The 25,967-nt window shown below is 69.5% G+C and carries 20 protein-coding genes and 1 tRNA gene; 11 read left to right on the forward strand and 10 right to left on the reverse strand.

Annotation, left to right across the window (positions count from 1 at the left end):
• Positions 1-192 precede the first annotated feature (192 nt).
• Positions 193-4,488: a hypothetical protein gene (locus ACH47Z_RS14510; RefSeq protein ID WP_399073574.1), complete on the forward strand. Its 4,296-nt coding sequence runs from the start codon at positions 193-195 to the stop codon at positions 4,486-4,488.
• Between the two features lie 392 nt (positions 4,489-4,880).
• Here the strand turns inward: ACH47Z_RS14510 and ACH47Z_RS14515 are convergent, their stop codons facing one another.
• The gene (locus ACH47Z_RS14515) at positions 4,881-5,678 is read right to left on the reverse strand and encodes a maleylpyruvate isomerase family mycothiol-dependent enzyme (protein WP_399073575.1); all 798 of its coding nucleotides are present in this window, start codon (positions 5,676-5,678) and stop codon (positions 4,881-4,883) included.
• Between the two features lie 389 nt (positions 5,679-6,067).
• On the opposite strand from ACH47Z_RS14515, the gene ACH47Z_RS14520 reads away from it, so the two are divergent.
• Together ACH47Z_RS14520 and ACH47Z_RS14525 are read left to right on the forward strand one after the other, a co-directional pair.
• On the forward strand, positions 6,068-6,277 hold the full coding sequence (locus ACH47Z_RS14520) for a hypothetical protein (RefSeq protein ID WP_399073576.1): 210 nt from the start codon (positions 6,068-6,070) through the stop codon (positions 6,275-6,277).
• A gap of 88 nt (positions 6,278-6,365) precedes the next feature.
• Positions 6,366-6,620: a tyrosine-type recombinase/integrase gene (locus ACH47Z_RS14525; RefSeq protein WP_399073577.1), complete on the forward strand. Its 255-nt coding sequence runs from the start codon at positions 6,366-6,368 to the stop codon at positions 6,618-6,620.
• 78 nt (positions 6,621-6,698) lie between these two features.
• Here the strand turns inward: ACH47Z_RS14525 and ACH47Z_RS14530 are convergent.
• The 9 genes from ACH47Z_RS14530 to dnaA all read right to left on the reverse strand — a co-directional run bounded on the left by ACH47Z_RS14530 (position 6,699) and on the right by dnaA (position 19,615).
• A tRNA-Ile gene (locus ACH47Z_RS14530) sits at positions 6,699-6,775 on the reverse strand.
• A 123-nt stretch (positions 6,776-6,898) separates the two neighbouring features.
• Positions 6,899-7,642: a DUF3566 domain-containing protein gene (locus ACH47Z_RS14535; RefSeq protein ID WP_399073578.1), complete on the reverse strand. Its 744-nt coding sequence runs from the start codon at positions 7,640-7,642 to the stop codon at positions 6,899-6,901.
• Between the two features lie 18 nt (positions 7,643-7,660).
• Complete coding sequence (gene gyrA / locus ACH47Z_RS14540) at positions 7,661-10,255, reverse strand: DNA gyrase subunit A (protein ID WP_399073579.1); 2,595 nt, start codon at positions 10,253-10,255, stop codon at positions 7,661-7,663.
• 42 nt (positions 10,256-10,297) lie between these two features.
• Positions 10,298-12,367 (reverse strand): DNA topoisomerase (ATP-hydrolyzing) subunit B, encoded by a 2,070-nt coding sequence (gyrB, locus tag ACH47Z_RS14545; RefSeq protein ID WP_399073580.1) that lies wholly within the window; start codon positions 12,365-12,367, stop codon positions 10,298-10,300.
• Between the two features lie 373 nt (positions 12,368-12,740).
• Positions 12,741-13,301: a DUF721 domain-containing protein gene (locus ACH47Z_RS14550; protein WP_399073581.1), complete on the reverse strand. Its 561-nt coding sequence runs from the start codon at positions 13,299-13,301 to the stop codon at positions 12,741-12,743.
• The gene (recF, locus tag ACH47Z_RS14555; RefSeq protein WP_399073582.1) at positions 13,298-14,419 is read right to left on the reverse strand and encodes a DNA replication/repair protein RecF; all 1,122 of its coding nucleotides are present in this window, start codon (positions 14,417-14,419) and stop codon (positions 13,298-13,300) included. Before recF ends, ACH47Z_RS14550 begins: the two co-directional genes overlap by 4 nt.
• A 74-nt stretch (positions 14,420-14,493) precedes the next feature.
• Entirely contained in the window at positions 14,494-15,369 is an 876-nt protein-coding gene (gene gnd / locus ACH47Z_RS14560) for a phosphogluconate dehydrogenase (NAD(+)-dependent, decarboxylating) (protein WP_399073583.1), read from the reverse strand.
• A 221-nt stretch (positions 15,370-15,590) separates the two neighbouring features.
• A complete protein-coding gene (gene dnaN, locus ACH47Z_RS14565; RefSeq protein ID WP_399073584.1) occupies positions 15,591-16,721 on the reverse strand; it encodes a DNA polymerase III subunit beta in 1,131 nt (376 codons plus the stop codon).
• 938 nt (positions 16,722-17,659) lie between these two features.
• Entirely contained in the window at positions 17,660-19,615 is a 1,956-nt protein-coding gene (dnaA, locus tag ACH47Z_RS14570; protein ID WP_399073585.1) for a chromosomal replication initiator protein DnaA, read from the reverse strand.
• Between the two features lie 363 nt (positions 19,616-19,978).
• Between dnaA and rpmH the strand changes: the two genes are divergently transcribed.
• The 8 genes from rpmH (at position 19,979) to ACH47Z_RS14610 (ending at position 25,963) form a co-directional block, all read left to right on the forward strand.
• Positions 19,979-20,116: a 50S ribosomal protein L34 gene (gene rpmH / locus ACH47Z_RS14575; protein WP_003956500.1), complete on the forward strand. Its 138-nt coding sequence runs from the start codon at positions 19,979-19,981 to the stop codon at positions 20,114-20,116.
• Between the two features lie 21 nt (positions 20,117-20,137).
• A complete protein-coding gene (gene rnpA / locus ACH47Z_RS14580) occupies positions 20,138-20,509 on the forward strand; it encodes a ribonuclease P protein component (protein ID WP_399073586.1) in 372 nt (123 codons plus the stop codon).
• On the forward strand, positions 20,506-20,880 hold the full coding sequence (gene yidD / locus ACH47Z_RS14585; protein ID WP_399073587.1) for a membrane protein insertion efficiency factor YidD: 375 nt from the start codon (positions 20,506-20,508) through the stop codon (positions 20,878-20,880). The genes rnpA and yidD overlap by 4 nt, the downstream gene beginning before the upstream one ends.
• 3 nt (positions 20,881-20,883) lie before the next feature.
• On the forward strand, positions 20,884-22,164 hold the full coding sequence (gene yidC, locus ACH47Z_RS14590) for a membrane protein insertase YidC (RefSeq protein WP_399073588.1): 1,281 nt from the start codon (positions 20,884-20,886) through the stop codon (positions 22,162-22,164).
• A 15-nt stretch (positions 22,165-22,179) separates the two neighbouring features.
• Positions 22,180-22,692, forward strand: coding sequence for a protein jag (locus ACH47Z_RS14595; protein ID WP_399073589.1), 513 nt, complete (start codon positions 22,180-22,182; stop codon positions 22,690-22,692).
• Positions 22,693-22,810: 118 nt separating this feature from the next.
• Positions 22,811-23,527, forward strand: coding sequence for a 16S rRNA (guanine(527)-N(7))-methyltransferase RsmG (gene rsmG, locus ACH47Z_RS14600; protein WP_399073590.1), 717 nt, complete (start codon positions 22,811-22,813; stop codon positions 23,525-23,527).
• A gap of 265 nt (positions 23,528-23,792) precedes the next feature.
• A complete protein-coding gene (locus ACH47Z_RS14605; protein WP_270086482.1) occupies positions 23,793-24,866 on the forward strand; it encodes a ParA family protein in 1,074 nt (357 codons plus the stop codon).
• Positions 24,863-25,963, forward strand: coding sequence for a ParB/RepB/Spo0J family partition protein (locus ACH47Z_RS14610; RefSeq protein WP_399073591.1), 1,101 nt, complete (start codon positions 24,863-24,865; stop codon positions 25,961-25,963). The genes ACH47Z_RS14605 and ACH47Z_RS14610 overlap by 4 nt, the downstream gene beginning before the upstream one ends.
• Positions 25,964-25,967 lie beyond the last annotated feature (4 nt).

Genomic DNA, 25,967 nt, shown 5'->3' on the forward strand with positions numbered 1-25,967 from the left:
TTCGAGCACCAGGCCGTTGGCCTGTCCGGACGGTGTGTGACGGGTCCACTACCGGGTCCGGATCCTGCCATCTGTTGCCGCCGACGAGGAGGTTCCGGTCTCCGGTCCAGTGCTTATTCGCAGGTCAGGCGTATAAGGTGAGTTTTCCGGTCCGGACGTCCAGATACGGGGGGAAAGAAAAGGGGAGGGGCCTTGAGTTCCGACTCAGGGGCACGCACAGCTTTCGCCGAGCGCCTCGCGCTGCTGTACAAGGAGGCCGGAAACCCTCCCCTCAAGAGCGTCGCCGAGGCGGTCGTACGGCTGCAGCGGGTCGACGAGCGCGGGCGGCCGGTGCGGGTGTCCGCGCAGCGGATCAGTGACTGGCGCCGTGCCAGAAACGTTCCGGCCCAGTTCACCGCCCTCGCGGCGGTGCTGCACATCCTGATCCCGGAGGCGCGCCGGCTGCGGCCCGGTCCGGTCTCCGCCGGCCTGTACGACCTCGCGCACTGGCAGCGGCTGTGGGAGCGCGCGCTGGCCGACCCGGTCGGCGACCGGCCCGCACCGCCCGACGAGGAGGACCAGCGGCCGGCGGCCCAGGCCCCGTCCGTCGCCGGTGGCGTGTGCCCCTACCGGGGACTGGCCCCGTACCGGCAGGAGGACGCCCGCTGGTTCTTCGGCCGCGAGCGCAGCACGAGCGCGCTCGTCGACCAGCTGCGGGCCACCGAGCGCACCGGCGGCCTGGTGATGCTGGTGGGCGCCTCCGGAGCGGGCAAGTCCTCCCTCCTCAACGCCGGTCTGGTGCCCGCGGTCCGCGGCGGCTGCCTGGCGCAGGACCGGCCCGGGCGAGCGCAGCGAGATGGGGGCTCCCCCGGACGAAGTCCGGGGGAGGGCCCCGTGCTCCAGCTGGTGCCGGGCGCCGATCCGCTGGGCGAGCTGGTCCGCCGGATACCCGAGCTGGGTCCGGTCGCCGCCGACGCACGCGAGGCCGAGCGCCAGGCGACCCGGAACCCCGCCGTACCCGGCTCCGACGCCCCCCGCCTCGCCCGGGCGGCCCGCGAGGCGGTCACGGCGTGGGCACACCGGGAGACGGCCACCGTCGAAAGCCGACCCACGAACGGCGACCTGGCACCCACCGAGCCGAAGCCCGCCGACGCCCCGTCGCCCAACCGCCACGCACCCGCCGGGAGCAAGCCCGCCGACAGCCGGCCGCCCCACCGTGAGGCATCCGCCGACGGCCGGCTCGTGGGCCGTGAGACGCGCGGCGACCTCCGCCTCGCGCGTCTCGGCACGCCCGTCGGCGGCCAGGCCCCCGCGCCCCGGTCCCGCCCGGTCGTCATCGTCGACCAGTTCGAGGAGGCGTTCACCCTCTGCCCCGACGAGGCGGACCGCCGTACCTTCATCCAGCTGCTGCACGCCGTCTGCACCCCGGCCGCCGGTACGGACGGCCCCGCGCCGGTCGTCGTCGTGCTCGGCATCCGCGCCGACTTCTACGAGCAGTGCCTCGGCTACCCGGAACTCGCCGACGCCCTCCAGCACCGGCACATGGTGCTCGGCCCGCTGACCAGCACCGAGCTGCGCGAGGCGGTGACCGGCCCGGCCAAGGCGGTGGGGCTGGAGCTGGAGCCGGGGCTCGCCGAACTGATCGTGCGCGAGGTGAGCGCCGACGGCCCGCGCGGGGCGCACGACGCGGGCGTGCTCCCGCTGCTGTCCCACGCCCTGCTCGCCACCTGGCAGCGCCGGAAGGCCGGAAAGCTGACCCTGGCCGGCTACCGCGCGGCCGGCGGCATCCAGGGCGCGGTCGCGGCGACCGCCGAGCGCGCCTGGTCCGGGCTCGACCCCGCGGCCCGGACGGCGGCCCGGCTGCTCCTGCTGCGCCTGGTCCGCCTCGGCGAGGACACCCAGGCCACGCGCCGGCGCGGCACCCGGCGCCAGCTCGCGGCGGAGTCGGCGGACCCCGGCAAGACGGAGGAGTCGCTCGAGGCGCTGGTGCGGGCCCGGCTGGTGACCCTGGACGCGGACACCGTGGAGATCACCCACGAGGCGCTGCTGCACGCCTGGCCGCGGCTGCGGCACTGGATCGACGACAACCGCAACGACCATCTGCTGCGCCAGCGGCTGGAGGAGGACGGCCGGGCCTGGGAGGACTCCGGCCGGGACAGCTCGCTGCTGTACCGGGGCTCCCGGCTGGAGCAGGCCCGCGGCTGGGCCAGGTCGGCGGGCGACACCTTCCTGACCCGTAGTGCGGTGGAGTTCCTGGCCGCCGCGGTCCGGCTGCGCCGGCGCACGGTGCTGCTGAGCCGGGCCGCGGTGGCCGCACTGGTGGTGCTGGCCCTGGTGGCCGGCGGGTCGGCCGTGATCGCCTGGCAGCAGCGGGACGACGCCGTCTTCGAGCAGGTGCTCGCCGAGGCCGACCGGGTCCAGCACACGGATCCGTCCCTCGCCGCCCAGCTGGACCTGGTCGCGCACCGGCTGCGCCCGGGTGACGAGGGCACGTACAGCAGGCTGATCTCGATCGTGAACGCCCCGCTGGCCACCCCGCTGTCCGGCCACACCGGCGCCGTCTACCTCACCTCCTTCAGCCCCGACGGCAAGACCCTGGCCACGGCCAGCTACGACCGCACGGTCCGGCTGTGGAACGTGGCCGACCCGAACCGCCCGAAGCCCCTCGGCAAGCCGCTGACCGGGCACACCAGCTGGGTGAGCAGCGCGGTCTTCAGCCCGGACGGGCACACCCTCGCGAGCGCCGGGGACGACGGCACGATCCGGCTGTGGGACGTCACCGACCGCGCCCGTCCGGTGCCCCTCGGCGCACCCCTGGCCGGGCACAGGGGCACGATCTATCTGATCGCCTTCAGCCCGGACGGCCGTACGCTCGCCTCCGCCGGCGAGGACCACACGGTACGGCTGTGGAACATGGCCGACCCGCGGCACCCGCGGCAGCTCGGCGCCCTCACCGGCCACACCGCCGCCGTACGCTGCGTGGCCTTCAGCCCCGACGGGCGCACGCTCGCGGCGAGCGGTGACGACGCCACGATCCTGCTGTGGAACGTGGCCGACCCGCGCCGGCCGAAGCAGTACGGCACGGCGCTGAAGGGTCACACCGACCTGGTGCACTCGGTGGCGTTCAGCCCCGACGGGCACACCCTCGCCTCCGGCAGCGCGGACGACACGATCCGCCTGTGGAACGTGACCGACCCGGCCCGTCCGTCCGCGCTCGGCTCACCGCTGACCGGGCACACCGGCCCGATCTGGTCGGTGGCCTTCAGCCCGGACGGCGGCCGGCTCGCCGCCGCGAGCGCGGACAGCACGGCCAGCCTGTGGAACGTGACCGATCCGACGTCCGCCTCGCAGATAGGCTCGCCGCTCGCGGGCAGCAGCGGGGAGATGTACGCCCTGGGGTTCAGCCCCGACGGCAGGACCCTCGCCACCGGCAGCGGTGACAGCAAGGTGCGCCTGTGGTCGCTGCCCACCGCGGACCTCATCGGCCGCACCGGCGCGTTCCGGCCGGACGGGCGGGTGCTGGGCACGGCTGAGCGGGACGGCAGACTCCGGCTGTGGGACGTGAGGCGGCCCGCCCGGCCGGTGCTGCTGAGCAAGCCGTTCATGGCGGGCGACGCGGGCCATCGCGCGCTGCGGTTCTCCCCCGACGGCCGTCTCCTCGCCGTCCTCACCTACGACCACGAGGTGTATCTGTGGAACGTCGGCGATCCGTCCCATCCGGTCGCCGCCCGATCGCCGATCCTCCTGCGGACGCGCTTCGCGGGGCCCGGCACGCTCGCCTTCAGCCCGGACGGGCACGTGCTGGCCACCGCCTACGACGACACCACCATCCAGCTGTGGGACGTCACCGACCCCGCGCACCCCGCCGCGCTCGGCAGACCGCTGACGGGCCACCGGGGCTACGTCAACGCGATCACCTTCAGCCCTGACGGCCGCACCCTCGCCTCCGGCAGCGCGGACAGCACGGTCCGGCTCTGGAACGTCGCCGACCCGGCCCACGCGACCGCGCTCGCCCGGCTCACCAAGCACTCCGGCCCCGTCAACGCGATCGCCTTCAGCCCGGACGGGCACGTGCTGGCCAGCGGCAGCGACGACGACACCGTCCGCCTGTGGAACGTCGCCGACCCCGCCTCGGCGACCGAGCTGGGCGCACCGCTCACCGGTCACACCGAGGCGGTCAAGCTGCTGACGTTCAGCCCGCATGGGCACATTCTGGCCAGCGGCGGCAACGACAACACGATCCGGATCTGGAACGTCCGCCACCCGTCCTCGGCGACCCCCATCGGCCAGTCGATGAGCCCCAACGCCAGATCGGGAACGTTCCTGTCCTTCAGCCCCCGGAGCAACGTCCTGGGCGTCTCCAGCGGCACCGACACGGTCCGCCTGTGGAGCCTGGACGACGACGCGGCGATCAGCCACATCTGCGCGATCACCCGGAACGTCCTGACCCCGCAGAAGTGGCACGAGTACCTCCCCCGCCTCTCCTACGACCCCCCGTGCGGTCGCTGATCGGCCAACCTGCCCGATTCCCCGCCGACTTGCCCCCGCAAGCCGCCCAACCTTGTTACCCTTGGCCATAACCCGATCGCTGGTGCATCCCCCGTCGCCAGCGGTCGGGCCTTTTCGTTCCCGCCCGGCTGATGCCGGCCGTGGGTGTCGTGGACGGCGAAGACCCCCAACCATGATCGGTCGGGGGTCTTCGTCAGGGGGCTTCTCACGGACGCCGCCGAGTCCAGGCAGATCGTTGGTGTCAAAACCCCCGGTCCTGTGGGCCGGGGGTTTTCTCGCTGTGGGGCTAACAGGATCTGAACCTGTGGCCTCATCCTTATCAGGTCGATCACAGGGGTCTGTCAACGTCGGCCAACGGCCCTTGCGCCTTGGTCGATCGTTCAGTACCCGTCCTACTCCTCCGGGTCCCACGCGCGGAGCAGGTCGAACAAACCTGCGTCTCCCTCGATCTGCAGGGAGTCCGCCGGGATACGGTCGTACACGAAGAGAACCAGCTCACTGGCCGTGCCGCGAACGGAGACGCCAGCCGCGTTCGGGCCCTCGTCGGCAGCGGCGACAGGCGTCGTGCCGGGCGCGGAGATACGGGTGGAGCGTGCGCCGTCGCCGTCGACCGTGAGGCGCCAGGAGTGGCCCTCGGTGGCGTGGAAGTCGAAGGCAGTGGGCTTGTGCGGCCAGGCACTCGTCGTTGCGACGCAGGTGGACAGGAACTCCTCGACACCGTCGAGTGCCACCTCGTCCGGCAGCGGCTCCGGGGCACCCACAGTGACCTGGGCGTCGTAGGTGTGCACCGCGATCTGCTGGAGCTGGTGCCGGGCGACGGCGCCACAGGTCTGCGGCGACTGGGACGCACCCCACCACGTCCAGCAACCGCGATCCGGGCCGGCCTCCCGCAGTGCGTCCAGCAACTCCTGCGTCGACGCGGCCAACCAGGCCGGCAGGGCCTCGCGCTCCCGAGGCGCAGCCGGGGCGCCCTCCGCTGCGGACTTGGCCGGAGCAGGCCCTGCGGCGACGGTCGCGGCCCAGGCGCGGCGCCCCTCGCCGATGTGCTGCGCCAGATCGAACAGCGTCCACTCGGGGCAGGTCGGCACCTGTACCTCGAGGCTGGGCGCGGAGGCGACAGCGGCGCGGAAGGCGCTCGACCGTTCATCGATCAGTCGCAACAGAACGGGGAACGTAAGTGTCGTTGTCACATGGACTCTCTATCACCGTGTTCCGACAATCGGACAGTGATTTTCACAGCCGAGGCGGCGAGCGCGCGGCACGGGCCGGACGCCCTCAGATGACGCCGTATCACGATGTGCCGGCACTCGCATACGTCGCCCCGCCCATCCCGGAGTCTCGAGGGGCACGGCTGGTTGACCCTGCATGCCGTGGCAAAGCTGACGACCAAGAACGCGAACCCACGGGTCCTCGTGTTGGAGGTTGATCAGGTAGACCGGGTCCTTCGACGGGTCGCGTCACCGCCCCCGCACCCAACAGCACTGTCACCCGAATGGCGCAACATCACGTGCCACCCACATGGGTGAAGATCAAGCTGGCTAGTGGCCCCAACCGAGGCAATCCGTGAAAGGGGAACCACATGCGCATTCGACGAATCCTCGCCGCCGCCATCGCCACGGCAGCCCTCGCCGGACTCGGCCTCACAGGCGCCGCCGCAGCCACCGCCGCCACCGCACAGGGCGCCCCGTCCTACGTCACCCCTTCTCAGTGCAAGCAGGGCGGCGGAACGGCCGATCTGACGGACAACACCTGCAAGGGCGGTACGTACGACGGGCAGAAGATCGACTGAACCCCACAAGGCGCCCCGCAGCCACGCGCCGCGGGGCGCTCCCGCGCGAGCGCAGCCGGGAGAGTCGCAGGGAATGTGCGGTGGAGCCATGCCGCGCCTGGAACGAAAGATCGCCGGTGAGCACTGGTCGCAGGCGCCGGACCATGACCTGATCTTCTCGTCGGAGCACGGCGGCCTGATCGATCCGGTCGGTTTCTCCCGGACCTTCGAGCGGCTTGTGAAGCGCGCCGGCGTTCGCCGGATCACGGTTCGGCCCGCCCGGCACACCTGCGGCACCCTGCTCGCCCTCAGGGAAGCTGTCGGGATGCTCGCCGAACTCCTGGAGGACCCGCTCATCGGCTGACCGTCGCAATTCACGGCCGTTGATGTCAGCCGCAGATGTCAAAGACCCCCAGGCTTGATCGCCTGGGGGTCTTCTCGCTGGTGGGGCTAACAGGATTTGAACCTGTGGCCTCATCCTTATCAGGGATGCGCTCTAACCAACTGAGCTATAGCCCCGCCGCGCTGTGCGGTGTGTGTCCCGCGCGCTGACTCCTGAAGATTAGCGCACGACCACGCCAGTCCCAAAATCCGTTGTCGGGGGACCGTCAGGTCAGGGACCCGCGAGGCGCCCGGAGGACCTCATTCGTCCTCTGCCAGGGTCAGCTCGATGCCGCCCACGAAGCCCGCGGAGAGGTTGTAGATGAACGCGCCGAGCGTCGCGAGCGCGGTGGCCAGGACCACGTCGATGACCGCGATGATCGTCGTGAACGTCAGGACGTGGGGGAGGGACAGGAACGACTGCAGGTCGAAGCCGTTCGCCTCGTTCGACCCCGTGGCCTCCGAGATCGTGCCGCCCACCGTCGAGAAGACGCCCATCGCGTCCAGGACCATCCACAGCACCGCCGAGGCCACGACCGTGCAGATGCCGAGCGCGATGGAGAGCAGGAAGCTGACCTTCATCACCGACCACGGATCGGCCTTGGCCACCCGCAGCCGCGCCTTGCGGGTCCGCGGCGTCGTCCGCACCCCCGTACGCGGCCGGCGTACGGCACCGGCGGGCGCCTGCGCCGGATAGGCCTGCGGCGGGTGGTACGGCCCGGCGGGCTGCTCGGGGCTCCGCTCACCGGGCAGCGGCGACGACGCCTGCGCCTCGCCGGCCGGGGCCGGGCCTCGGGTGTCCGTCACTGTTCCCCCCTGGGGTGCAGACGTGCCGGAGGAATCCTTCTCGGACACCTTCACCGGCTTCAGGTTGGTCGTGTGCGGGTCGCCGGCACCACTGGCACTCCCCGCACGCCCCCCGCGCGCGGCGGAGCCACGGCCGCCGCCGTCCGTTTCCGTACCCGTGGAGGTACCGGCCGATCCGGCGCCCGTGGCTCCGCTCACGATGACTCACTCCTCGTGCTACTCGGCCGAGGGCGACTCACCCTCGTCCGTGCCGGCGGTCGCGGCACCCTCGGCGGTCTCGTCGACGGCGTCCTCGCCATCGACCTCCTCCGCCTCGCGCCCCGCCTCGGCGTTACGTGCGATACCGACCACGGCATCGCGCTTGCCCAGGTTGATCAGTTGGACGCCCATGGTGTCACGGCCCGTCTCCCTGACCTCGTTGACTCGCGTACGAATCACACCGCCCGAGAGCGTGATCGCGAGGATCTCATCGGTCTCCTCGACGACCAGCGCACCGACGAGCGAACCGCGGTCCTCCACGATCTTGGCGGCCTTGATACCGAGGCCGCCGCGACCCTGGACGCGGTACTCGTCGACGGCGGTCCGCTTCGCGTACCCGCCGTCCGTGGCAGTGAACACGAACGTACCGGGTCGAACGACATTCATCGAGAGAAGCTCGTCGCCCTCACGGAAACTCATGCCCTTGACACCGGAGGTGGCGCGGCCCATCGGACGCAGGGAGTCGTCGGTGGCGGTGAACCGGATCGACTGTGCCTTCTTGCTGATCAGAAGGAGATCGTCATCGGCCGAGACCAGCTCGGCACCGATCAGTTCGTCGTCCGAACCGTCCTCGCGCTCCCGCAGGTTGATCGCGATCACACCGCCGGAGCGGGGCGAATCGTAATCCTTCAGAGGCGTCTTCTTGACCAAGCCGGACTTGGTGGCCAGCACCAGGTACGGCGCCGCCTCGTAGTCACGGATGGCGAGGATCTCGGCGATCGCCTCGTCCGGCTGGAAGGCGAGCAGGTTCGCCACGTGCTGGCCGCGCGCGTCCCGGCCGGCCTCGGGCAGCTCGTACGCCTTCGCCCGGTACACCCGGCCCTTGTTGGTGAAGAACAGCAGCCAGTGGTGCGTGGTGGAGACGAAGAAGTGGTCGACGATGTCGTCTTCCTTCAGCTTCGTACCGCGCACGCCCTTGCCGCCGCGCTTCTGCGCCCGGTAGTCGTCCGTCTTCGTCCGCTTGACGTAGCCGCCGCGCGAGACGGTGACGACGATGTCCTCCTCGGCGATCAGGTCCTCGATGGACATGTCGCCGTCGTAGGGCACCAGCATGGTCTTGCGGTCGTCGCCGTACTTCTCGACGATCGCGGTGAGTTCCTCGCTGACGATGCCGCGCTGGCGGACCGGCGAGGCGAGGATCGCGTTGTACTCGGTGATCTTCGCCTGGAGTTCGTCGTGCTCCTGGACGATCTTCTGCCGCTCCAGGGCCGCGAGGCGCCGCAGCTGCATCTCCAGGATCGCGTTCGCCTGGATCTCGTCGATCTCCAGCAGGCCCATCAGGCCCGTGCGCGCGATCTCGACGGTCTCACTGCGCCGGATCAGCGCGATGACCTCGTCGATGGCGTCCAGAGCCTTCAGCAGACCGCGCAGGATGTGCGCGCGCTCCTCGGCCTTGCGCAGCCGGAAGCGCGTACGGCGGACGACGACCTCGATCTGGTGCGTCACCCAGTGCCGGATGAACGCGTCCAGGGACAGGGTGCGCGGCACGCCGTCGACCAGCGCCAGCATGTTCGCGCCGAAGTTCGTCTGCAGGTCGGTGTGCTTGTACAGGTTGTTCAGCACGACCTTGGCGACCGCGTCCCGCTTCAGGACGATGACGAGCCGCTGGCCGGTCCGGGAGCTGGTCTCGTCGCGGACGTCCGCGATGCCGCCGATCTTGCCGTCCTTCACCAGGTCGGCGATCTTCTGCGCCAGGTTGTCCGGGTTGACCTGGTACGGCAGCTCGGTGACGACCAGGCACTGGCGGTTCTGGATCTCCTCGACCTCGACCACCGCGCGCATCGTGATGGAGCCGCGCCCGGTGCGGTACGCCTCCTCGATGCCCTTGCGGCCGACCACCAGGGCGCCGGTCGGGAAGTCCGGGCCCTTGATGCGCTCGATCAGCGCGTCCAGCAGCTCCTCGTGGGACGCCTCCGGGTTCTCCAGGTACCACTGGGCGCCGGCCGCGACCTCGCGCAGGTTGTGCGGCGGGATGTTGGTCGCCATACCGACCGCGATACCGGCCGAGCCGTTGATCAGCAGGTTCGGGAAGCGGGAGGGCAGGACGGTCGGCTCCTGGGAGCGGCCGTCGTAGTTGTCCGTGAAGTCGACGGTCTCCTCGTCGATGTCGCGGACCATCTCCATCGACAGCGGCGCCATCTTGCACTCGGTGTAGCGCATGGCGGCCGCCGGGTCGTTGCCCGGAGAGCCGAAGTTGCCGTTGGAGTCCACCAGCGGCATCCGCATCGACCACGGCTGGGCGAGGCGGACCAGGGCGTCGTAGATCGAACTGTCGCCGTGGGGGTGGTAGTTGCCCATGACGTCACCGACGACACGGGCGCACTTGTAGAAGCCGCGCTCGGGACGGTAGCCACCGTCGTACATCGCGTACAGCACGCGCCGGTGCACGGGCTTGAGACCGTCCCGGACGTCGGGCAGCGCACGCGAGACGATGACGGACATCGCGTAGTCGAGGTACGAGCGCTGCATCTCCGTCTCGAGCCCGACGGGCTCTACGCGCATCGCGAGTTCGCCGCCCTCTTCAGGCGTCGTGGGGGTGTTCTCGTCGGCCATTGCTGGTGAGGATCCTTCCTGGTGCGGTCAGCTGAGACCGACTCAGATGTCGAGGAAGCGGACGTCCTTGGCGTTGCGCTGGATGAACTGGCGGCGGGCCTCCACGTCCTCGCCCATGAGGACCGAGAACAGGTCGTCGGCCTGGGCGGCGTCGTCGAGGGTGACCTGGCCGAGGACCCGGTGCTCCTGGTCCATCGTGGTCACGCGCAGCTCCTCGGCGTTCATCTCGCCGAGACCCTTGAAGCGCTGGATCGAGTCCTCGCGGACGCGCTTGCCACGCTGACGGCCCATCTCCAGCAGCGCGTCACGCTCGCGGTCCGAGTACGCGTACTCCACGTCGTCCCGGCCCCACTTGATCTTGTACAGCGGGGGACGGGAGAGGTACACGTGCCCGGCCTCGACCAGCGGCCGCATGAAGCGGAACAGGAAGGTCAGCAGCAGGGTGTTGATGTGCTGGCCGTCGACGTCGGCGTCCGCCATCAGGATGATCTTGTGATAGCGGAGCTTCTCGATGTCGAAGTCCTCGTGCACACCCGTACCGAAGGCCGAGATCAGTGCCTGGATCTCCTGGTTCTGCAGGATCTTGTCGATCCTGGCCTTCTCCACGTTCAGGATCTTGCCGCGGATCGGGAGGATCGCCTGGTACTGCGGGTTGCGGCCGGACTTGGCCGAGCCGCCGGCGGAGTCACCCTCGACGATGAAGATCTCGCACTTGGTGGGGTCGTTCGACTGGCAGTCGGACAGCTTGCCCGGCAGCGACGCCGACTCCAGCAGGCCCTTGCGACGCGTCAGGTCACGGGCCTTGCGGGCCGCCACGCGCGCGGTGGCCGCCTGGATGCCCTTGCGGACGATGTCCGCGGCCTCGACCGGATTGCGGTCCAGCCAGTCGTTGAGGTGCTCGTAGACCGCCTTCTGCACGAAGGTCTTGGCCTCCGTGTTGCCCAGCTTGGTCTTCGTCTGGCCCTCGAACTGCGGCTCGCTCAGCTTGACCGAGATGATCGCGGTCAGACCCTCACGGATGTCGTCACCGGTGAGGTTGTCGTCCTTCTCACGCAGCAGCTTCTTGTCACGCGCGTACTTGTTGATCAGCGACGTCAGCGCGGCCCGGAAACCCTCTTCGTGGGTACCGCCCTCGTGGGTGTGGATGATGTTCGCGAACGAGTACACACCCTCGCTGTAGCCGCTGTTCCACTGCATCGCGACCTCGAGGGACAGGCTCTTGTCCTTGTCCTCGGCCTCCAGGTCGATGACGGTGCTGTGGACCGCCTCTCCCTTGCGGGAGTTGAGGTACTTCACGAAGTCGACGATGCCGCCCTCGTAGTAGTACGTGACGGTCTTGACCTCGGCCTTCTCGTCCGCACCCGCCTCGTCCGCACCGCTGGTGGCCTTCGCCGACTCACGCTCGTCGGTGAGCCTGAGGGTCAGGCCCTTGTTGAGGAAGGCCATCTCCTGGAAGCGCCGGGACAGCGTCTCGAAGGAGTACTCGGTGGTCTCGAAGATGTCCGGGTCGGCCCAGAAGGTGACCGAGGTGCCGGTCTCGTCCGTCGCCTCGTGCTGGTCGAGCGGGGCCGTCGGGACGCCGAGCTTGTAGTCCTGCGTCCAGCGGTGGCCGTCCGTCCTGATCTCGACCGACACCTTGGTCGACAGGGCGTTCACGACGGAGACACCGACGCCGTGCAGACCGCCGGAGACCGCGTAGCCGCCGCCGCCGAACTTGCCGCCCGCGTGCAGCACGGTCAGCACGACCTCGACCGCGGGCTTGCCCTCGGACGCCACGATGCCGACGGGGATGCCACGGCCGTTGTCGACGACACGCACGCCACCGTCGGCGAGGATCGTCACGTCGATGGTGTCCGCGTAACCGGCCAGCGCCTCGTCGACCGAGTTGTCGACGACCTCGTACACCAGGTGGTGCAGACCGCGCTCACCGGTGGAACCGATGTACATACCGGGTCGCTTGCGGACCGCGTCCAGCCCTTCGAGCACGGTGATGGCGCTGGCGTCGTACGACGCCGAGGCGGTGGCCTCGGCGTTCACGCCGGCGTCGGCGGACGGGATGTTCTCGTTGGGGTTGCCGGAATCGGCCACGAAGCGCCCTTTCTGGCACAGCACGAGCCGGGCTCGTCGGCAGGTTGCCGGAGCGGCTGCGGCATGTTGCGTTGGTAAGCCTTGATCAGCGTTGCTCAGCTTTTCCCGGGCGGTCCCCACGTTGGGGCGGGATTGTCTTCCAGTCTACCGGTAGCACTGACATCGATGGGGGTTTGCCGGTACCTGAGTCCCCATGTGCCGCCCTCAACCGGTCTCGGCCGGGTCCCGATATACGGATGGGGGCTCCAAGGGGCTCACAGCGGCACTCAGCGCTTCGGCCCGTCAACCCTTGGCTACCGGGGGGTCAGAAGGCGCGGCACGCGCGCGCGTGGGGGTACGACAAGAGATGCGACGGGCTACGAAGACCCCGCCGGAGCGACTCACGACGTGAGGTACGTCACCCGTACGTATCGCCCGGCCCGCTGCTCCCCGGAGCCCGCAGCGGCCCGTAGCGACGGGCCGGACCGCCCGGATTGAGCACCTTGATCATCCGCACGGTGCCGTGCCCCAGATCCTCGTTGAGCCGGGCGACCAGCGCGGGCGCGAGATGCCGCAGCTGGGTCGCCCAGGCCGTGGAATCGCAGCCCACGACCAGGACGCGCTCGTCCTCGTCGTACCGCTGCGGCACACAGTGCTTGGCCAGGTCCTCGCCCACGATCTCCGGCCAGCGGCCCATCACCCCGCCCACCGCCGCCGGAGTCTCCCAGCCGCGCTCGGTCAGCAACCGGTTGATCGCGGCCCCCAGCGCCATCGGGTCACGGCCGTCGGCGCGCGCCCCGGAGCGCAGCCCGCCGCCACGCCGGGCCTGCTTCTTCTGCAACGCCGCGTCCCCACGCGCGCGTGCCTGCTCCTTCGCCGCGCGCAACGCCACGCGCGCGAGGTCGACACCGGAGGGCTCGTTCTTCTTCGCGTCCCCGGAGGTGGGCTCCCCCGTGCTGCCGGTGCTTCCGCCGCTCATACCCGCTCCACCGTCCCGCCGGACACCGCGTACCGGGCGCCGACCAGGACATCCGGTACGTCGTCGTCCACAGCCGCCGTCACCAGCACCTGCTCGCCGGGCGCGACCAGCTCGGCCAGCCGCTCCCTACGGCGCGCGTCCAGCTCGGCGAAGACGTCGTCCAGCACCAGCACCGGCTCGTTGCCCTCGGCCCGCAGCAGGTCGTAGGAGGCCAGCCGCAGCGCGAGCGCGTACGACCAGGACTCGCCGTGCGAGGCGTACCCCTTGGCGGGCAGCTGACCGAGCTTGAGGACGAGGTCGTCCCGATGCGGCCCCACCAGGGTCACCCCGCGCTCGATCTCCTGCTTGCGGGCGTCGGACAGGGCCGCCATCAGCTGGGCGTAGAGATCCTCGCGCGCGTGCGCCTCACCGGGCGCCGTCGGCCGGTACTCCAGCGCGAGCGGCCCGCCGCCGGGGGCCAACTGCTCGTACGCCTTGTCGGCCAGCGGCTGCAGCGCGGCGATGAGATCAAGCCGCTGGGCGAGCAACTCGGCCCCCGCGCGCGCGAGATGCTGGTCCCACACGTCCAGCGTGGACAGGTCCATGGACCGCCCGCCGTGCCGCCGGGCGAGGGCCGCGGTCTTCAGCAGCGTGTTCCGCTGCTTGAGCACCCGCTCGTAGTCGGACCGCACGCCCGCCATGCGCGGCGACCGGGCGGTGATCAGCTCGTCGAGGAACCGCCGCCGCTCACCGGGATCCCCCTTGACGAGAGCGAGATCCTCGGGCGCGAACAGGACGGTCCGTACGATCCCCAGCACATCCCGCGGCCTGACCTGCGAGGACCGGTTGATCCGGGCGCGGTTGGCCTTACCGGGGTTCAGCTCCAGCTCGACCAGCTGCTGCCGGTCCCCCTGCCGTACCTGCGCCCGGATGACGGCACGCTCGGCGCCCATACGGACCAGGGGCGCGTCGGAGGCGACCCGATGGCTGCCCAGGGTCGCGAGATACCCGATCGCCTCGACCAGATTGGTCTTGCCCTGCCCGTTGGGACCGACGAAGGCGGTGACGCCCGGGTCGAGCGGAACCTCGGCCCGGACGTACGAGCGGAAGTCGGCCAGCGAAAGATGCGTGACGTGCATGAGCGTTCCGCCGGCCTTCCTCGGACTGGTGATCGGGCTGTGGATCGAGGTCCGCAGACCTGTGGATCTGTGGATTACTTCTTCGCCACGGCGTGACCGCCGAACTGGTTGCGCAGCGCGGCGATCATCTTCATCTGCGGCGAGTCCTCCTGGCGCGAGGCGAACCGCGCGAACAGCGACGCGGTGATCGCCGGCAGCGGCACCGCGTTGTCGATCGCGGCCTCCACAGTCCAGCGTCCCTCACCCGAGTCCTGTGCATAACCGCGCAGGCCGTCCAGGTGCTCGTCCTCGTCGAGCGCGTTGACGGCGAGGTCGAGCAGCCAGGAGCGGATGACGGTGCCCTCCTGCCAGGAACGGAACACCTCACGGACGTCCGTGACGGAGTCGACCTTCTCCAGCAGCTCCCAGCCCTCGGCGTAGGCCTGCATCATCGCGTACTCGATGCCGTTGTGGACCATTTTCGCGAAGTGGCCCGCACCGACCTTGCCGGCGTGCACCGAGCCGAAGTCGCCCTCGGGCTTGAGCGCGTCGAAGACCGGCCGCACCTGGGCGACGTGCTCGGCGTCGCCGCCGTACATCAGCGCGTAGCCGTTCTCCAGGCCCCAGACACCGCCGGAGACGCCGCAGTCGACGAAGCCTATCCCCTTGGCCGCCAGCTCCTCGGCGTGCTTCTCGTCGTCCGTCCAGCGGGAGTTGCCGCCGTCCACGACCACGTCACCGGGCTCCAGCAGCTCGGCCAGCTCGTCGATGGTCGACTGGGTGGGCGCACCGGCCGGGACCATCACCCAGACCACGCGCGGGCCGCTGAGCTTGCCCACAAGCTCTTCCAGGCTGTGGACATCCGCGAGGTCCGCGTTGCGGTCGTATCCGATGACGGTGTGGCCCGCGCGGCGGATCCGCTCGCGCATGTTGCCGCCCATCTTGCCGAGGCCGACGAGACCGAGCTCCATCAGTTGTGATCCTTAAGGTCGCTGTGCGGGTGAGGGGCACGAGGTGCCGAAGGCGAGCCTAAACCCGACCACTCCCGCACAGCTGTGGGCATACGCGCTCATGCGTTACAGCCCTGACCTGCGGCTTTCTCAGGAGGCGGTACGCGACACCACCCCCGCCCAGCCACAGTGCCGGGCACCCACAAGAGCACCCGGCACTGTCAACAGCTGTGGACAACCGGTCAGCCGCTCAAGCGCACCGGCATGATCAGGTACTTGTACGCGTCGTCGGCCTCGGCATCCACCGCCGGCTTCCCACTGAGCAGCGCGGGCTTCGTGGACGTCGTGAACGACAACTGCGCCACCGGGGAGTCGATCGCGCTCAGACCGTCCAGCAGGAACGTCGGGTTGAAGGCGATCGAGATGTCGTCGCCGTCCAGCTGCGCGTCGACCCTTTCCACAGCCTGTGCGTCGTCGCTGGAGCCCGCCTCCAGGATCAGCACACCCTTCTCGAAGCTCAGCCGCACCGGGGTGTTCCGCTCGGCGACCAGCGCCACACGCTTGACGGCTTCCACGAACGGCGCGGTCTCGATCACGGCGACGGAGTTGAACTCGGTCGGGAACAGCGTCCGGTACTTCGGCAGGTCGCCCTCGAGCAGACGCGTGGTCGTACGACGCCCGGCACCCTCGAAACCGATCAGCCCCTCACCCGCGCCCGAACCGGACAGCGCGAGCGTCACGCTGTCACCGGCACCGAGCGACTTGGCGGTGTCCAGGAGCGTCTTGGCCGGGACCAGGGCGACCGCGGAGGCGTCCGGGTTCTCCGGCTTCCACAGGAACTCGCGGACCGCGAAGCGGTAGCGGTCGGTGGAGGCCAGGGTGACCGTGTCGCCCTCGATCTCGATGCGCACACCGGTGAGTACGGGCAGCGTGTCGTCACGGCCGGCGGCGATGGCCACCTGGGACACGGCGGCCGCGAAGACCTCGCCCGGGACGGTGCCCGTGGCGTTCGGCATCTGCGGCAGCGACGGGTACTCCTCCACAGGCAGGGTGTGCAGGGTGAACCGGGAGGATCCACAGACCACGGTCGCCCGTACACCGTCTGTGGAAATCTCCACCGGCCGGTTGGGCAGGGCACGCGAGATGTCGGCGAGCAGCCGGCCGGAGACGAGGACGGTGCCCTCCTCCTCGACCTCGGCCTCCACGGACACGCGCGCGGAGACCTCGTAGTCGAAGCTCGACAGGCTCAGCTGGCCGTCCTCGGCCTTGAGGAGAAGGCCGGCGAGGACAGGCGCCGGCGGACGGGCCGGGAGGCTGCGTGCCGCCCACGCCACTGCCTCCGCGAGTACGTCGCGTTCCACCCGGATCTTCACCGTAAGCCGCCTCCTGCTGCTGTTGCCTCTGAGTCCTCCGACTCGGTGTCACCGCCCACTGCGGAGGGAAGGACACCGGGGACCAGTCTGACGCACCGCACTGACAGTAGGTGCCCGTCGGGGTCAAGTCGGTCCGGGAGGCAGCCGGACGCGAGACAGCGAGTTGTGCACAGCCCCCGCTTCAAAGCGATTGCCGAGCTCTCTCTAGTCGGGAGTAGTAGTAGGGCCTGTGGATACCGTGGATAACCACGTTTGCCCAGCTCAGCACGGAAATTTTATCCACCGGGCCTGTGGGTGGAGCCCGTGGACAACTGGGCCGATCTGTGGAGAACGGAAAGTTCTGCACACCTCGCCCACAGCCAGGGGGCAGTTCTCCCCAGCTGCGTCCCCAGGTTTACCCACGTTTCCCACACCCCAACCCGGCACCTTCGTGTGACGCCTTTCACTCGACGCGGTGACGGGGTGCGTCGCGTTGCCGAACAGTGGACAGCCATGTGGAGAAGCCGGGGATCACTGGGGACAACCGCCGCAGACCTGTGGGTCGTCAGTGGAAAACTCCGTGCACAGCCTGTGGATCTTCCCTTCGTCCACAACCTGTGGAGATCGTTCGTCCACGATTCCACAGGCACCTGAGCTGGGCGAATCCCCCACGAACAGGCTCCCTGTGGACACCGCTCGGGACAACTTCACAGTCCCCAGCATGTGGACGGAAGAAAGTCACCGAATCTGTGGAGAGTGGCCGTAACCCGGCAGGTAATCGAACAGCTGGTGGCAGGCGAGTAACCGCCTCAGCTGCCGGCAGTCGTGCCGCTGGGGCGGCTCTCGTCCCCAAGCAAAGGCGGCCGGCCCCCGCGCGGTGCCGGTAAGCGAGAGGGCGCCCCCGGGACACAGATCCCGAAGGCGCCCTCGACGTCGGCGTAGGCCCGGCGTGGCCGCTGTCAGCCGTTCTTGATGCGGTTGGTCAGCTCGGTGACCTGGTTGTAGATCGACCGCCGCTCGGCCATCAGCGCACGGATCTTGCGATCGGCGTGCATGACGGTCGTATGGTCCCGCCCCCCGAACTGCGCCCCGATCTTCGGCAGCGACAGATCCGTCAGCTCACGGCACAGATACATGGCGATCTGCCGCGCGGTGACGAGCGCGCGCCCGCGCGAGGTGCCGCACAGGTCCTCCACCGTCAGCCCGAAGTAGTCGGCGGTGGCTCCCATGATCGCCGTCGCGGTGATCTCGGGCGCGCTGTCCTCGCCGCCGGGGATCAGGTCCTTCAGGACGATCTCGGTCAGGCCCAGGTCCACCGGCTGCCGGTTGAGCGAGGCGAACGCCGTCACCCGGATCAGCGCGCCCTCCAGCTCACGGATGTTCCGCGAGATCCGGGAGGCGATGAACTCCAGCACCTCCGGCGGGGCGTTGAGCTGCTCCTGCACCGCCTTCTTGCGCAGGATCGCGATACGCGTCTCCAGCTCGGGCGGCTGGACGTCGGTGATCAGACCCCACTCGAAACGGTTCCGCAGCCGGTCCTCCAGCGTCACCAGCTGCTTGGGCGGCCGGTCGCTGGACAGCACGATCTGCTTGTTCGCGTTGTGGAGCGTGTTGAAGGTGTGGAAGAACTCCTCCTGCGTCGACTCCTTGTCCGCGAGGAACTGGATGTCGTCGACGAGCAGGATGTCCATCTCGCGGTACCGCTTGCGGAAGCTGTCGCCCTTGCCGTCGCGGATGGAGTTGATGAACTCGTTGGTGAACTCCTCCGAGCTGACGTACCGCACGCGCGTGCCCGGATAGAGGCTGCGCGCATAGTGCCCGATCGCGTGCAGCAGATGCGTCTTGCCGAGCCCCGACTCCCCGTAGATGAACAGGGGGTTGTACGCCTTCGCCGGGGCCTCGGCGACAGCCACCGCGGCCGCGTGCGCGAACCGGTTGGAGGCACCGATGACGAAGGTGTCGAAGAGGTACTTCGGGTTCAGCCGGGCCGTCGGCTCACCGGGCCCGCTCGGCACCGCCGACTGCGCGGCCGACGGACCGGGCGCGGGCACGTCAGGGCGGCCGGGCCCCCCGCGGTGTGCCGGGCCACCGCCCGCCGCACGCTCGGGCAGTTCCCGGCGGACGGGGTCGCGCTGGTCGTATTCGGCCCGCGACGGCTCGTACTCGCCGCGTCCGGAGTCGTAGTCGGAACGCGCCGAGTCGTAGTCGGGACGGGACGGCTCGTAGTCCCCGCGCTGCTGCTCGTACGACGGCCGGTCCATGCCCTGCGAGCGGTAGTCCTGGGACGGCGGGCTGTAGGGGGCGGGTCCGGAGCCGTAGGCGTCCTGGGACGACGGCGAGGCGTACGGGTCGCGCTCGGGGAAGCCGAGCCGCGGCTGCTGCCAGCCGTACTCGTCCTGCGCGGGACGCGGCCAGGCGCCCGGCTCGCGGCGCTGGTACTCGGACGGGTAGGCCGGGCGGACGACGGGGAGCTGGTCGGCGCGGCCCTGGGGGCCGTCGGCCGGCTGCTGCTCGGCGGCGCGGTGGCGGCCGTAGCCCTCGTACGACCGTTCCTCGTACGACGGCCCGGACGGCAGCTCCGGCTCCTCGTAGCGCGGCTTGGGCTGCTCCCGCACCGGCGCGGGCACCGGCGGCTCGCCCGCGGAGTCGTCCACGGTGATCGCGATGCGGATGGGCCGGCCGCACTCGCGGCTCAGCGTCTCGCTGACGATCGGCGCGAGACGGCCCTCCAGTACGTTTTTCGCGAATTCGTTCGGCACGGCGAGCAGGGCGGTGTCCGCGACCAGCGCGAGCGGCTGGCAGCGCCGGATCCAGTGCTCGTCCTTTGCCTCCACACCCTGTCCGCGGCCCTCGCCGAGGAGCTGCTCCAGTACTCGCGGCCACACTGCGGCAAGATCGGCAGGTACGTCAGCCACAGGGCACGCTCTCTCACAGGTCCCACGAACGTGTGACGCGGGACGGGTCGGGGGGTACTTCGGGTGTTCGGAACGAATGGGAGTTCAGCCACGGTAGTCAGCGCGGCGGGTACGGTTCAAGTTGTTGTCCCCAGCCTGTGGATAGTGTCTCTCCGTGACCCTCGGTTTGACCGGATGGCGCGGCCCCGCGTACCGTAACCAGGTCGAGTTGTCGATGGCTGCTGCCGCCTGCCTCCGATGGGCACAGGTCACTCCAGGTGATCGGGAAGCGGTGCACTCGGGCGTGACGCGAGCTACTCGTGGGCGCACGGTGACAGCCAAGACGGCACCCGCCACCACCGATTTGATTTCTGGAGCCCCCGAGTGAGCAAGCGCACCTTCCAGCCGAACAACCGTCGTCGCGCGAAGACCCACGGCTTCCGGCTGCGTATGCGCACCCGTGCCGGCCGCGCGATTCTCGCGTCCCGCCGTAGCAAGGGTCGCGCCCGCCTGTCCGCCTGATCCCGATCAGGTCGTGACGTCGTGCTGCCTACCGACAACCGGCTGAGGCGGCGCGAGGACTTCGCGACCGCGGTCCGACGAGGACGCCGGGCAGGACGCCCGACTCTCGTCGTCCACCTTCGTAGCGGTGCCACGGACCCGCACGCGCCTGGGGAGAGCGCTCCCCCGACGCGTGCGGGTTTCGTCGTGAGCAAGGCCGTGGGTGGCGCGGTCGTGCGCAACAAAGTGAAGCGCAGACTGCGTCATCTGATGCGTGACCGAGTCGCCCTGTTTCTCCCCGGTAGCCTGGTAGTCGTACGAGCGCTGCCCGGAGCGGGCGACGCAGACCATGCACAGCTGGCCCGAGACCTGGATGCCGCCGTTCAGCGGCTACTGGGAGGGGGCGCGCGATGAAGTACCCGCTGCTGGCTCTGATCAAGCTGTACCAGTGGACGATCAGTCCATTGCTGGGGCCGGTGTGCAAGTACTATCCGTCGTGCTCCCACTACGGCTACACGGCCATCGACCGGCACGGTGCGATCAAGGGAACGGCACTCACTGCCTGGCGCATCCTCCGGTGCAATCCGTGGTCGCTCGGTGGTGTGGACCATGTCCCGCCGCGCAAGCGTCCGCGGTGGCACGAAATGCTGCGCAGCGCTTGGCGCGCACGCAGGGGCGGGCCCTCCGCCGCCGAACCGGCCATCGAAGCGAAGCCCGAGAGCCCTTCTACCGAGCCTCCTCCGAGCCCGGCCGCAGAGACCTCGTCCCATGCCCAAGGAGCATGATTAGTGGACACGATTGCCAGCCTTTTCAGCTTCATCACGACACCCGTTTCATGGGTCATCGTCCAGTTCCACAAGATGTACGGCGCGATCTTCGGCGCCGACACCGGGTGGGCCTGGGGCCTGTCCATCGTGTCCCTGGTGATCCTGATCCGCATCTGCCTGATCCCGCTCTTCGTGAAGCAGATCAAGTCGACGCGCGCGATGCAGACGCTCCAGCCGGAGATGAAGAAGATCCAGGAGCGCTACAAGAACGACAAGCAGCGTCAGTCCGAAGAGATGATGAAGCTGTACAAGGAGACGGGCACCAATCCGCTCTCCTCGTGCCTTCCCATCCTGGCGCAGTCCCCGTTCTTCTTCGCCTTGTACCACGTGCTCAACGGCATCGCGTCGGGCAAGACCATCGGCGTCATCAACGACTCGCTGCTGGCCAGCGCGCGTAAGGCGCACATCTTCGGGGCCCCGCTCGCGGCGAAGTTCAAGGACGGCTCCGCCACCGTCCACGCCCTGGGTGCCACGGTCACCGATGTGCGGGTCGTCACCGCGCTCATGATCGTCCTGATGTCGGCGTCGCAGTTCTACACGCAGCGCCAGCTGATGACGAAGAACGTCGACACCACGGTGAAGACGCCGTTCATGCAGCAGCAGAAGATGCTGATGTACGTCTTCCCGCTGATGTTCGCCGTCTTCGGCATCAACTTCCCGGTCGGTGTCCTCGTCTACTGGCTGACCACCAACGTGTGGACCATGGGCCAGCAGATGTACGTCATTCGCAACAACCCGACCCCGGGTTCCAAGGCCCAGGCCGCCTACCTGGAGCGCCTGACCAAGCACGTCACGCACGCCGGCAAGGTCAGCCGCCGCAGCGAGAAGACCATCGTCAAGGCGATCGTCGCCAAGGGCCGCGACCGTAACGAGTTCGAGCGCAAGTTCGTCAACGCGCTGAACAAGGCCGGTCTCGCCGCCCAGGCCGACGGCTCCGTGGTGAAGAGCACGGCCCAGGCCGCGGTGCAGACCGAGGACGGCGCGACCACCACCACGACCGGCACCGCGACCGCCGCCGTGAAGCGCCAGCAGCCCAAGCGCCAGTCCAAGGCCCAGCGTCAGTCCGGTGGGTCCAAGTCGGCCGATGAGTCCACCTCGCCGGAGAAGTCCGACGAGCCGCAGGACGCCAAGCCCTCCGCTGCCGAGCAGCCCTCGAAGCCCGGCTCCGGCACCCGTAGCAGGGCCCAGTCCGGCCAGCGCAAGGGTGGCCCGCAGCGGCCCAAGTCCCCGTCCAAGAAGTAAGAAGGAGCCCATCCCGTGACGGAAGGCACCACCTCTGCCGCTGCCGAGGGTGCAGACACCCTGACCCGCCTGGAGCAGGAGGGTGAGATCGCGGCGGACTACCTGGAGGGTCTGCTCGACATCGCCGACCTCGACGGCGACATCGACATGGACGTCGAGGCCGACCGCGCCTCTGTGTCGATCATCAGCGACACCGGCGGCCGCGACCTGCAGAAGCTGGTCGGCCGGGACGGCGAGGTGCTGGAGGCACTGCAGGAGCTGACCCGCCTGGCCGTGCACCGGGAGACCGGCGACCGCAGTCGGCTCATGCTGGACATCGCGGGTTACCGGGCCAAGAAGCGGGCCGAGCTGTCCGAGATCGGCGCGAAGGCCGCCGCCGAGGTCAAGAGCACCGGCGAGCCCGTCAAGCTCAAGCCGATGACCCCGTTCGAGCGCAAGGTCGTGCACGACGCGGTCAAGGCCGCGGGACTGCGCAGTGAGTCCGAGGGCGAGGAGCCGGAGCGGTTCGTCGTCGTGCTCCCCGCCTGATCGGTTCCCACGTTTCACCGGCCCCGTCTGTTGAGCAGGCGGGGCCGAACTTTGTCAGCCTGGTAGTTCTCGGTGACCGGTGCGCGAAGCACCGGCGCTGTACGGAAGGACGGTCCCCGTGACGGAGGCAGCGGAGCTTCCCCCCGCGCCCGAGCAGGCGCGGGAAGTGTTTGGTGATCGCTTCGCCGATGCGGTCCGCTACGCGGAGCTGCTCGCCGAGGCGGGCGTGCAGCGCGGCCTGATCGGTCCGCGTGAAGTGCCCCGCCTATGGGAGCGGCACATCCTCAACTGCGCGGTGCTCTCGGAGGCCGTTCCCGAGGGCGTGACGGTCTGCGACGTCGGCTCCGGCGCCGGGCTGCCGGGTATCCCGCTGGCCCTGGTCCGGGAGGACCTGAACATCACCCTGTTGGAGCCCCTGCTGCGGCGCACCAACTTCCTCACCGAGGTCGTCGAACTGCTGGGCCTGGACCATGTCACGGTCGTGCGGGGCCGCGCCGAGGAGGTCCTGGGCAAGCTGCCGCCGGTGCATGTGGTGACCGCCCGGGCCGTGGCCCCGCTGGACCGTCTGGCCGCCTGGGGCATTCCGCTGCTGCGGCCCTACGGCGAGATGCTGGCACTCAAGGGGGACACCGCGGAGGAGGAGCTGAAGGCCGCGGCCACGGCCCTCAGCAAGCTCGGCGCGGTGGAGACGTCCATCCTGCAGGTGGGTGAGGGCATTGTGGACCCGCTGTCGACCGTGGTCCGGGTCGAGGTCGGGGAGAGCCCCGGTGGTGTGCGGTTCGCGGCGAAGCGGGCGAAGGCGGCGCGTGCGGGCCGGGCGCGCCGGCGCCGCTGATCCGTCCTGACGAGGAGACGTACTCCACACAAGCTGCCAAACCTACGCACGACGGAGTGTCGCAGGGGTCCGGTCGTAGTGGCTGTGCATCGTGTTTCACGTGAAACGTCGCTCACTGCTGCACGGCATCATCAGTCGGGGCCGCGCTGCGGCCGAACCTCGCGACCGCAGGCCTCTCGGTTCACTCGGAGGGGCAGCGGAGTTGTCCACAGAGGTGGATTTCTCCACAGAACACCAGGCCTCACTGGTTCACGACCCCGAAGACATGGGAGGCTCTGTTCATTGCGAGCCTGAAGTCGAGGAGAGTGAATCCTTGCGGTCCGACGCCAACATCGCGGGACCGATGACCGATCCGGTCCCCGGTCCCCGTACCGAGTCGATGGGGGCGGATGTTTCACGTGAAACACCGCCTCCGATGGACGACACTCCGATCGGTCGTGCGGCCCAACTGGCGGTAGAGGCTCTGGGCCGCGCCGGCGAAGGTCTGCCGCGACCGGAGCAGACGCGAGTCATCGTGGTCGCCAACCAGAAGGGCGGCGTGGGCAAGACGACGACGACCGTCAACCTTGCCGCTTCGCTGGCCCTGCACGGTGGGCGTGTCCTGGTGATCGACCTCGACCCCCAGGGCAACGCGTCCACGGCCCTCGGAATCGACCACCACGCCGAAGTCCCTTCCATCTACGACGTGTTGGTGGAGAGCAAGCCGCTCGCCGAGGTCGTTCAGCCCGTCCAGGACGTCGAAGGTCTCTTCTGCGCTCCCGCCACCATCGATCTCGCTGGTGCGGAGATCGAGTTGGTGTCGCTCGTGGCCCGGGAGAGCCGGCTTCAGCGGGCGATTCAGGCGTACGAGCAGCCGTTGGACTACATCCTCATCGACTGCCCGCCCTCACTCGGCCTGTTGACCGTCAACGCCCTGGTGGCGGGCCAGGAGGTCCTCATCCCGATCCAGTGCGAGTACTACGCACTCGAGGGCCTGGGCCAGCTGCTGCGCAACGTCGACCTGGTGCGGGGGCACCTCAACCCCACGCTGCATGTGTCGACCATCCTGCTCACCATGTACGACGGCCGGACGCGTCTCGCCTCCCAGGTCGCGGAAGAGGTGCGCACCCACTTCGGCGACGAGGTGCTGCGGACGAGCATTCCCCGCTCGGTCCGTATCTCCGAGGCGCCGAGTTACGGGCAGACGGTGCTGACCTACGATCCTGGATCGAGCGGCGCCCTCTCCTATCTTGAGGCGGCCCGAGAAATCGCGCTGAAGGGCATCGGCATCAGCTACGACGCGAGCCAGGCCCATATCGGCGCCCAGAACGACCCGAGCATGGTGGAGGGGATCCAGTGAGCGAGCGACGGAGGGGGCTGGGACGTGGTCTCGGCGCACTGATCCCCGCTGCACCGACCGAGAAGAACCCGGCTCCGGCCGCGATGGGAGCCGGAGCCTCCGCCTCCCCGGCGGCCGTCCCGGTACTGACGACCGACCGCGGAGTGGCCGCGGCGAAGGTGGCCACGCTGCCGCCGGTCGTCCAGGAAACCGAGGAGCCCCCGGCCGCCCCGGCCGTGGAGATGCCGGCTTCTCCGATGGGCGCGCACTTCGCCGAGATCCCCCTTGACGCCATCTCGCCCAACCCGCGCCAGCCGCGCGATGTCTTCGACGAGGACGCGCTCCAGGAACTGGTCACCTCCATCAAGGAGGTCGGTCTGCTGCAGCCGGTCGTCGTACGGCAGTTGGGGCCCGCCCGCTATGAGCTGATCATGGGCGAGCGCCGCTGGCGGGCCTGTCGCGAGGCCGGCCTGGAGGCGATCCCGGCGATCGTCCGGGCCACGGAGGACGAGAAGCTCCTCCTGGACGCGTTGCTGGAGAACCTGCACCGCGCGCAGCTGAACCCGCTGGAAGAGGCGGCCGCCTACGACCAGCTGCTGAAGGACTTCAACTGCACGCACGACCAGCTGGCCGACCGGATCGGGCGTTCCCGTCCCCAGGTCTCCAACACGCTGCGTCTGCTGAAGCTCTCGCCGACGGTTCAGAAGCGGGTCGCCGCCGGGGTGCTCTCCGCCGGTCATGCCCGGGCGCTGCTGTCGGTGACGGATCCCGAGGAGCAGGACCGGCTGGCGCACCGCATCGTGGCCGAGGGGCTGTCGGTGCGTGCCGTCGAGGAGATTGTGACCCTCATGGGTTCGCGGCCCCAGAAGCCTCAGCGCCCCAAGGGCCCGCGGGCCGGCTCCCGGCTCTCCCCGGCGCTGAACGAGCTGGCGACCCGTCTGTCGGACCGGTTCGAGACCCGGGTGAAGGTCGACCTCGGCCAGAAGAAGGGCAAGATCACCGTCGAGTTCGCCTCCGTGGACGACCTCCAGCGGATCCTGAGCACCCTCGCACCGGGTGAGGGCCCGGTACTCCAGCACGAGCTACAGGAGAACACGGCGGAGGATCAGGACGACTGATCCC

Origin of the sequence: Streptomyces sp. NPDC020192 (genome assembly GCF_044388685.1) — a bacterium.
Lineage (GTDB): Bacteria > Actinomycetota > Actinomycetes > Streptomycetales > Streptomycetaceae > Streptomyces.

What these genes read in the sequence shown, in the direction of transcription:
- ACH47Z_RS14520 (WP_399073576.1), top strand. Translation starts at nt 6,068, where the DNA reads ATGCGCATTCGACGAATCCTCGCCGCCGCCATCGCCACGGCAGCCCTC.
- ACH47Z_RS14525 (WP_399073577.1), top strand. Translation starts at nt 6,366, where the DNA reads ATGCCGCGCCTGGAACGAAAGATCGCCGGTGAGCACTGGTCGCAGGCG.
- gyrA (WP_399073579.1), bottom strand. Translation starts at nt 10,255, where the DNA reads ATGGCCGACGAGAACACCCCCACGACGCCTGAAGAGGGCGGCGAACTC.
- ACH47Z_RS14550 (WP_399073581.1), bottom strand. Translation starts at nt 13,301, where the DNA reads ATGAGCGGCGGAAGCACCGGCAGCACGGGGGAGCCCACCTCCGGGGAC.
- recF (WP_399073582.1), bottom strand. Translation starts at nt 14,419, where the DNA reads ATGCACGTCACGCATCTTTCGCTGGCCGACTTCCGCTCGTACGTCCGG.
- gnd (WP_399073583.1), bottom strand. Translation starts at nt 15,369, where the DNA reads ATGGAGCTCGGTCTCGTCGGCCTCGGCAAGATGGGCGGCAACATGCGC.
- yidD (WP_399073587.1), top strand. Translation starts at nt 20,506, where the DNA reads ATGAAGTACCCGCTGCTGGCTCTGATCAAGCTGTACCAGTGGACGATC.
- ACH47Z_RS14605 (WP_270086482.1), top strand. Translation starts at nt 23,793, where the DNA reads ATGGGAGGCTCTGTTCATTGCGAGCCTGAAGTCGAGGAGAGTGAATCC.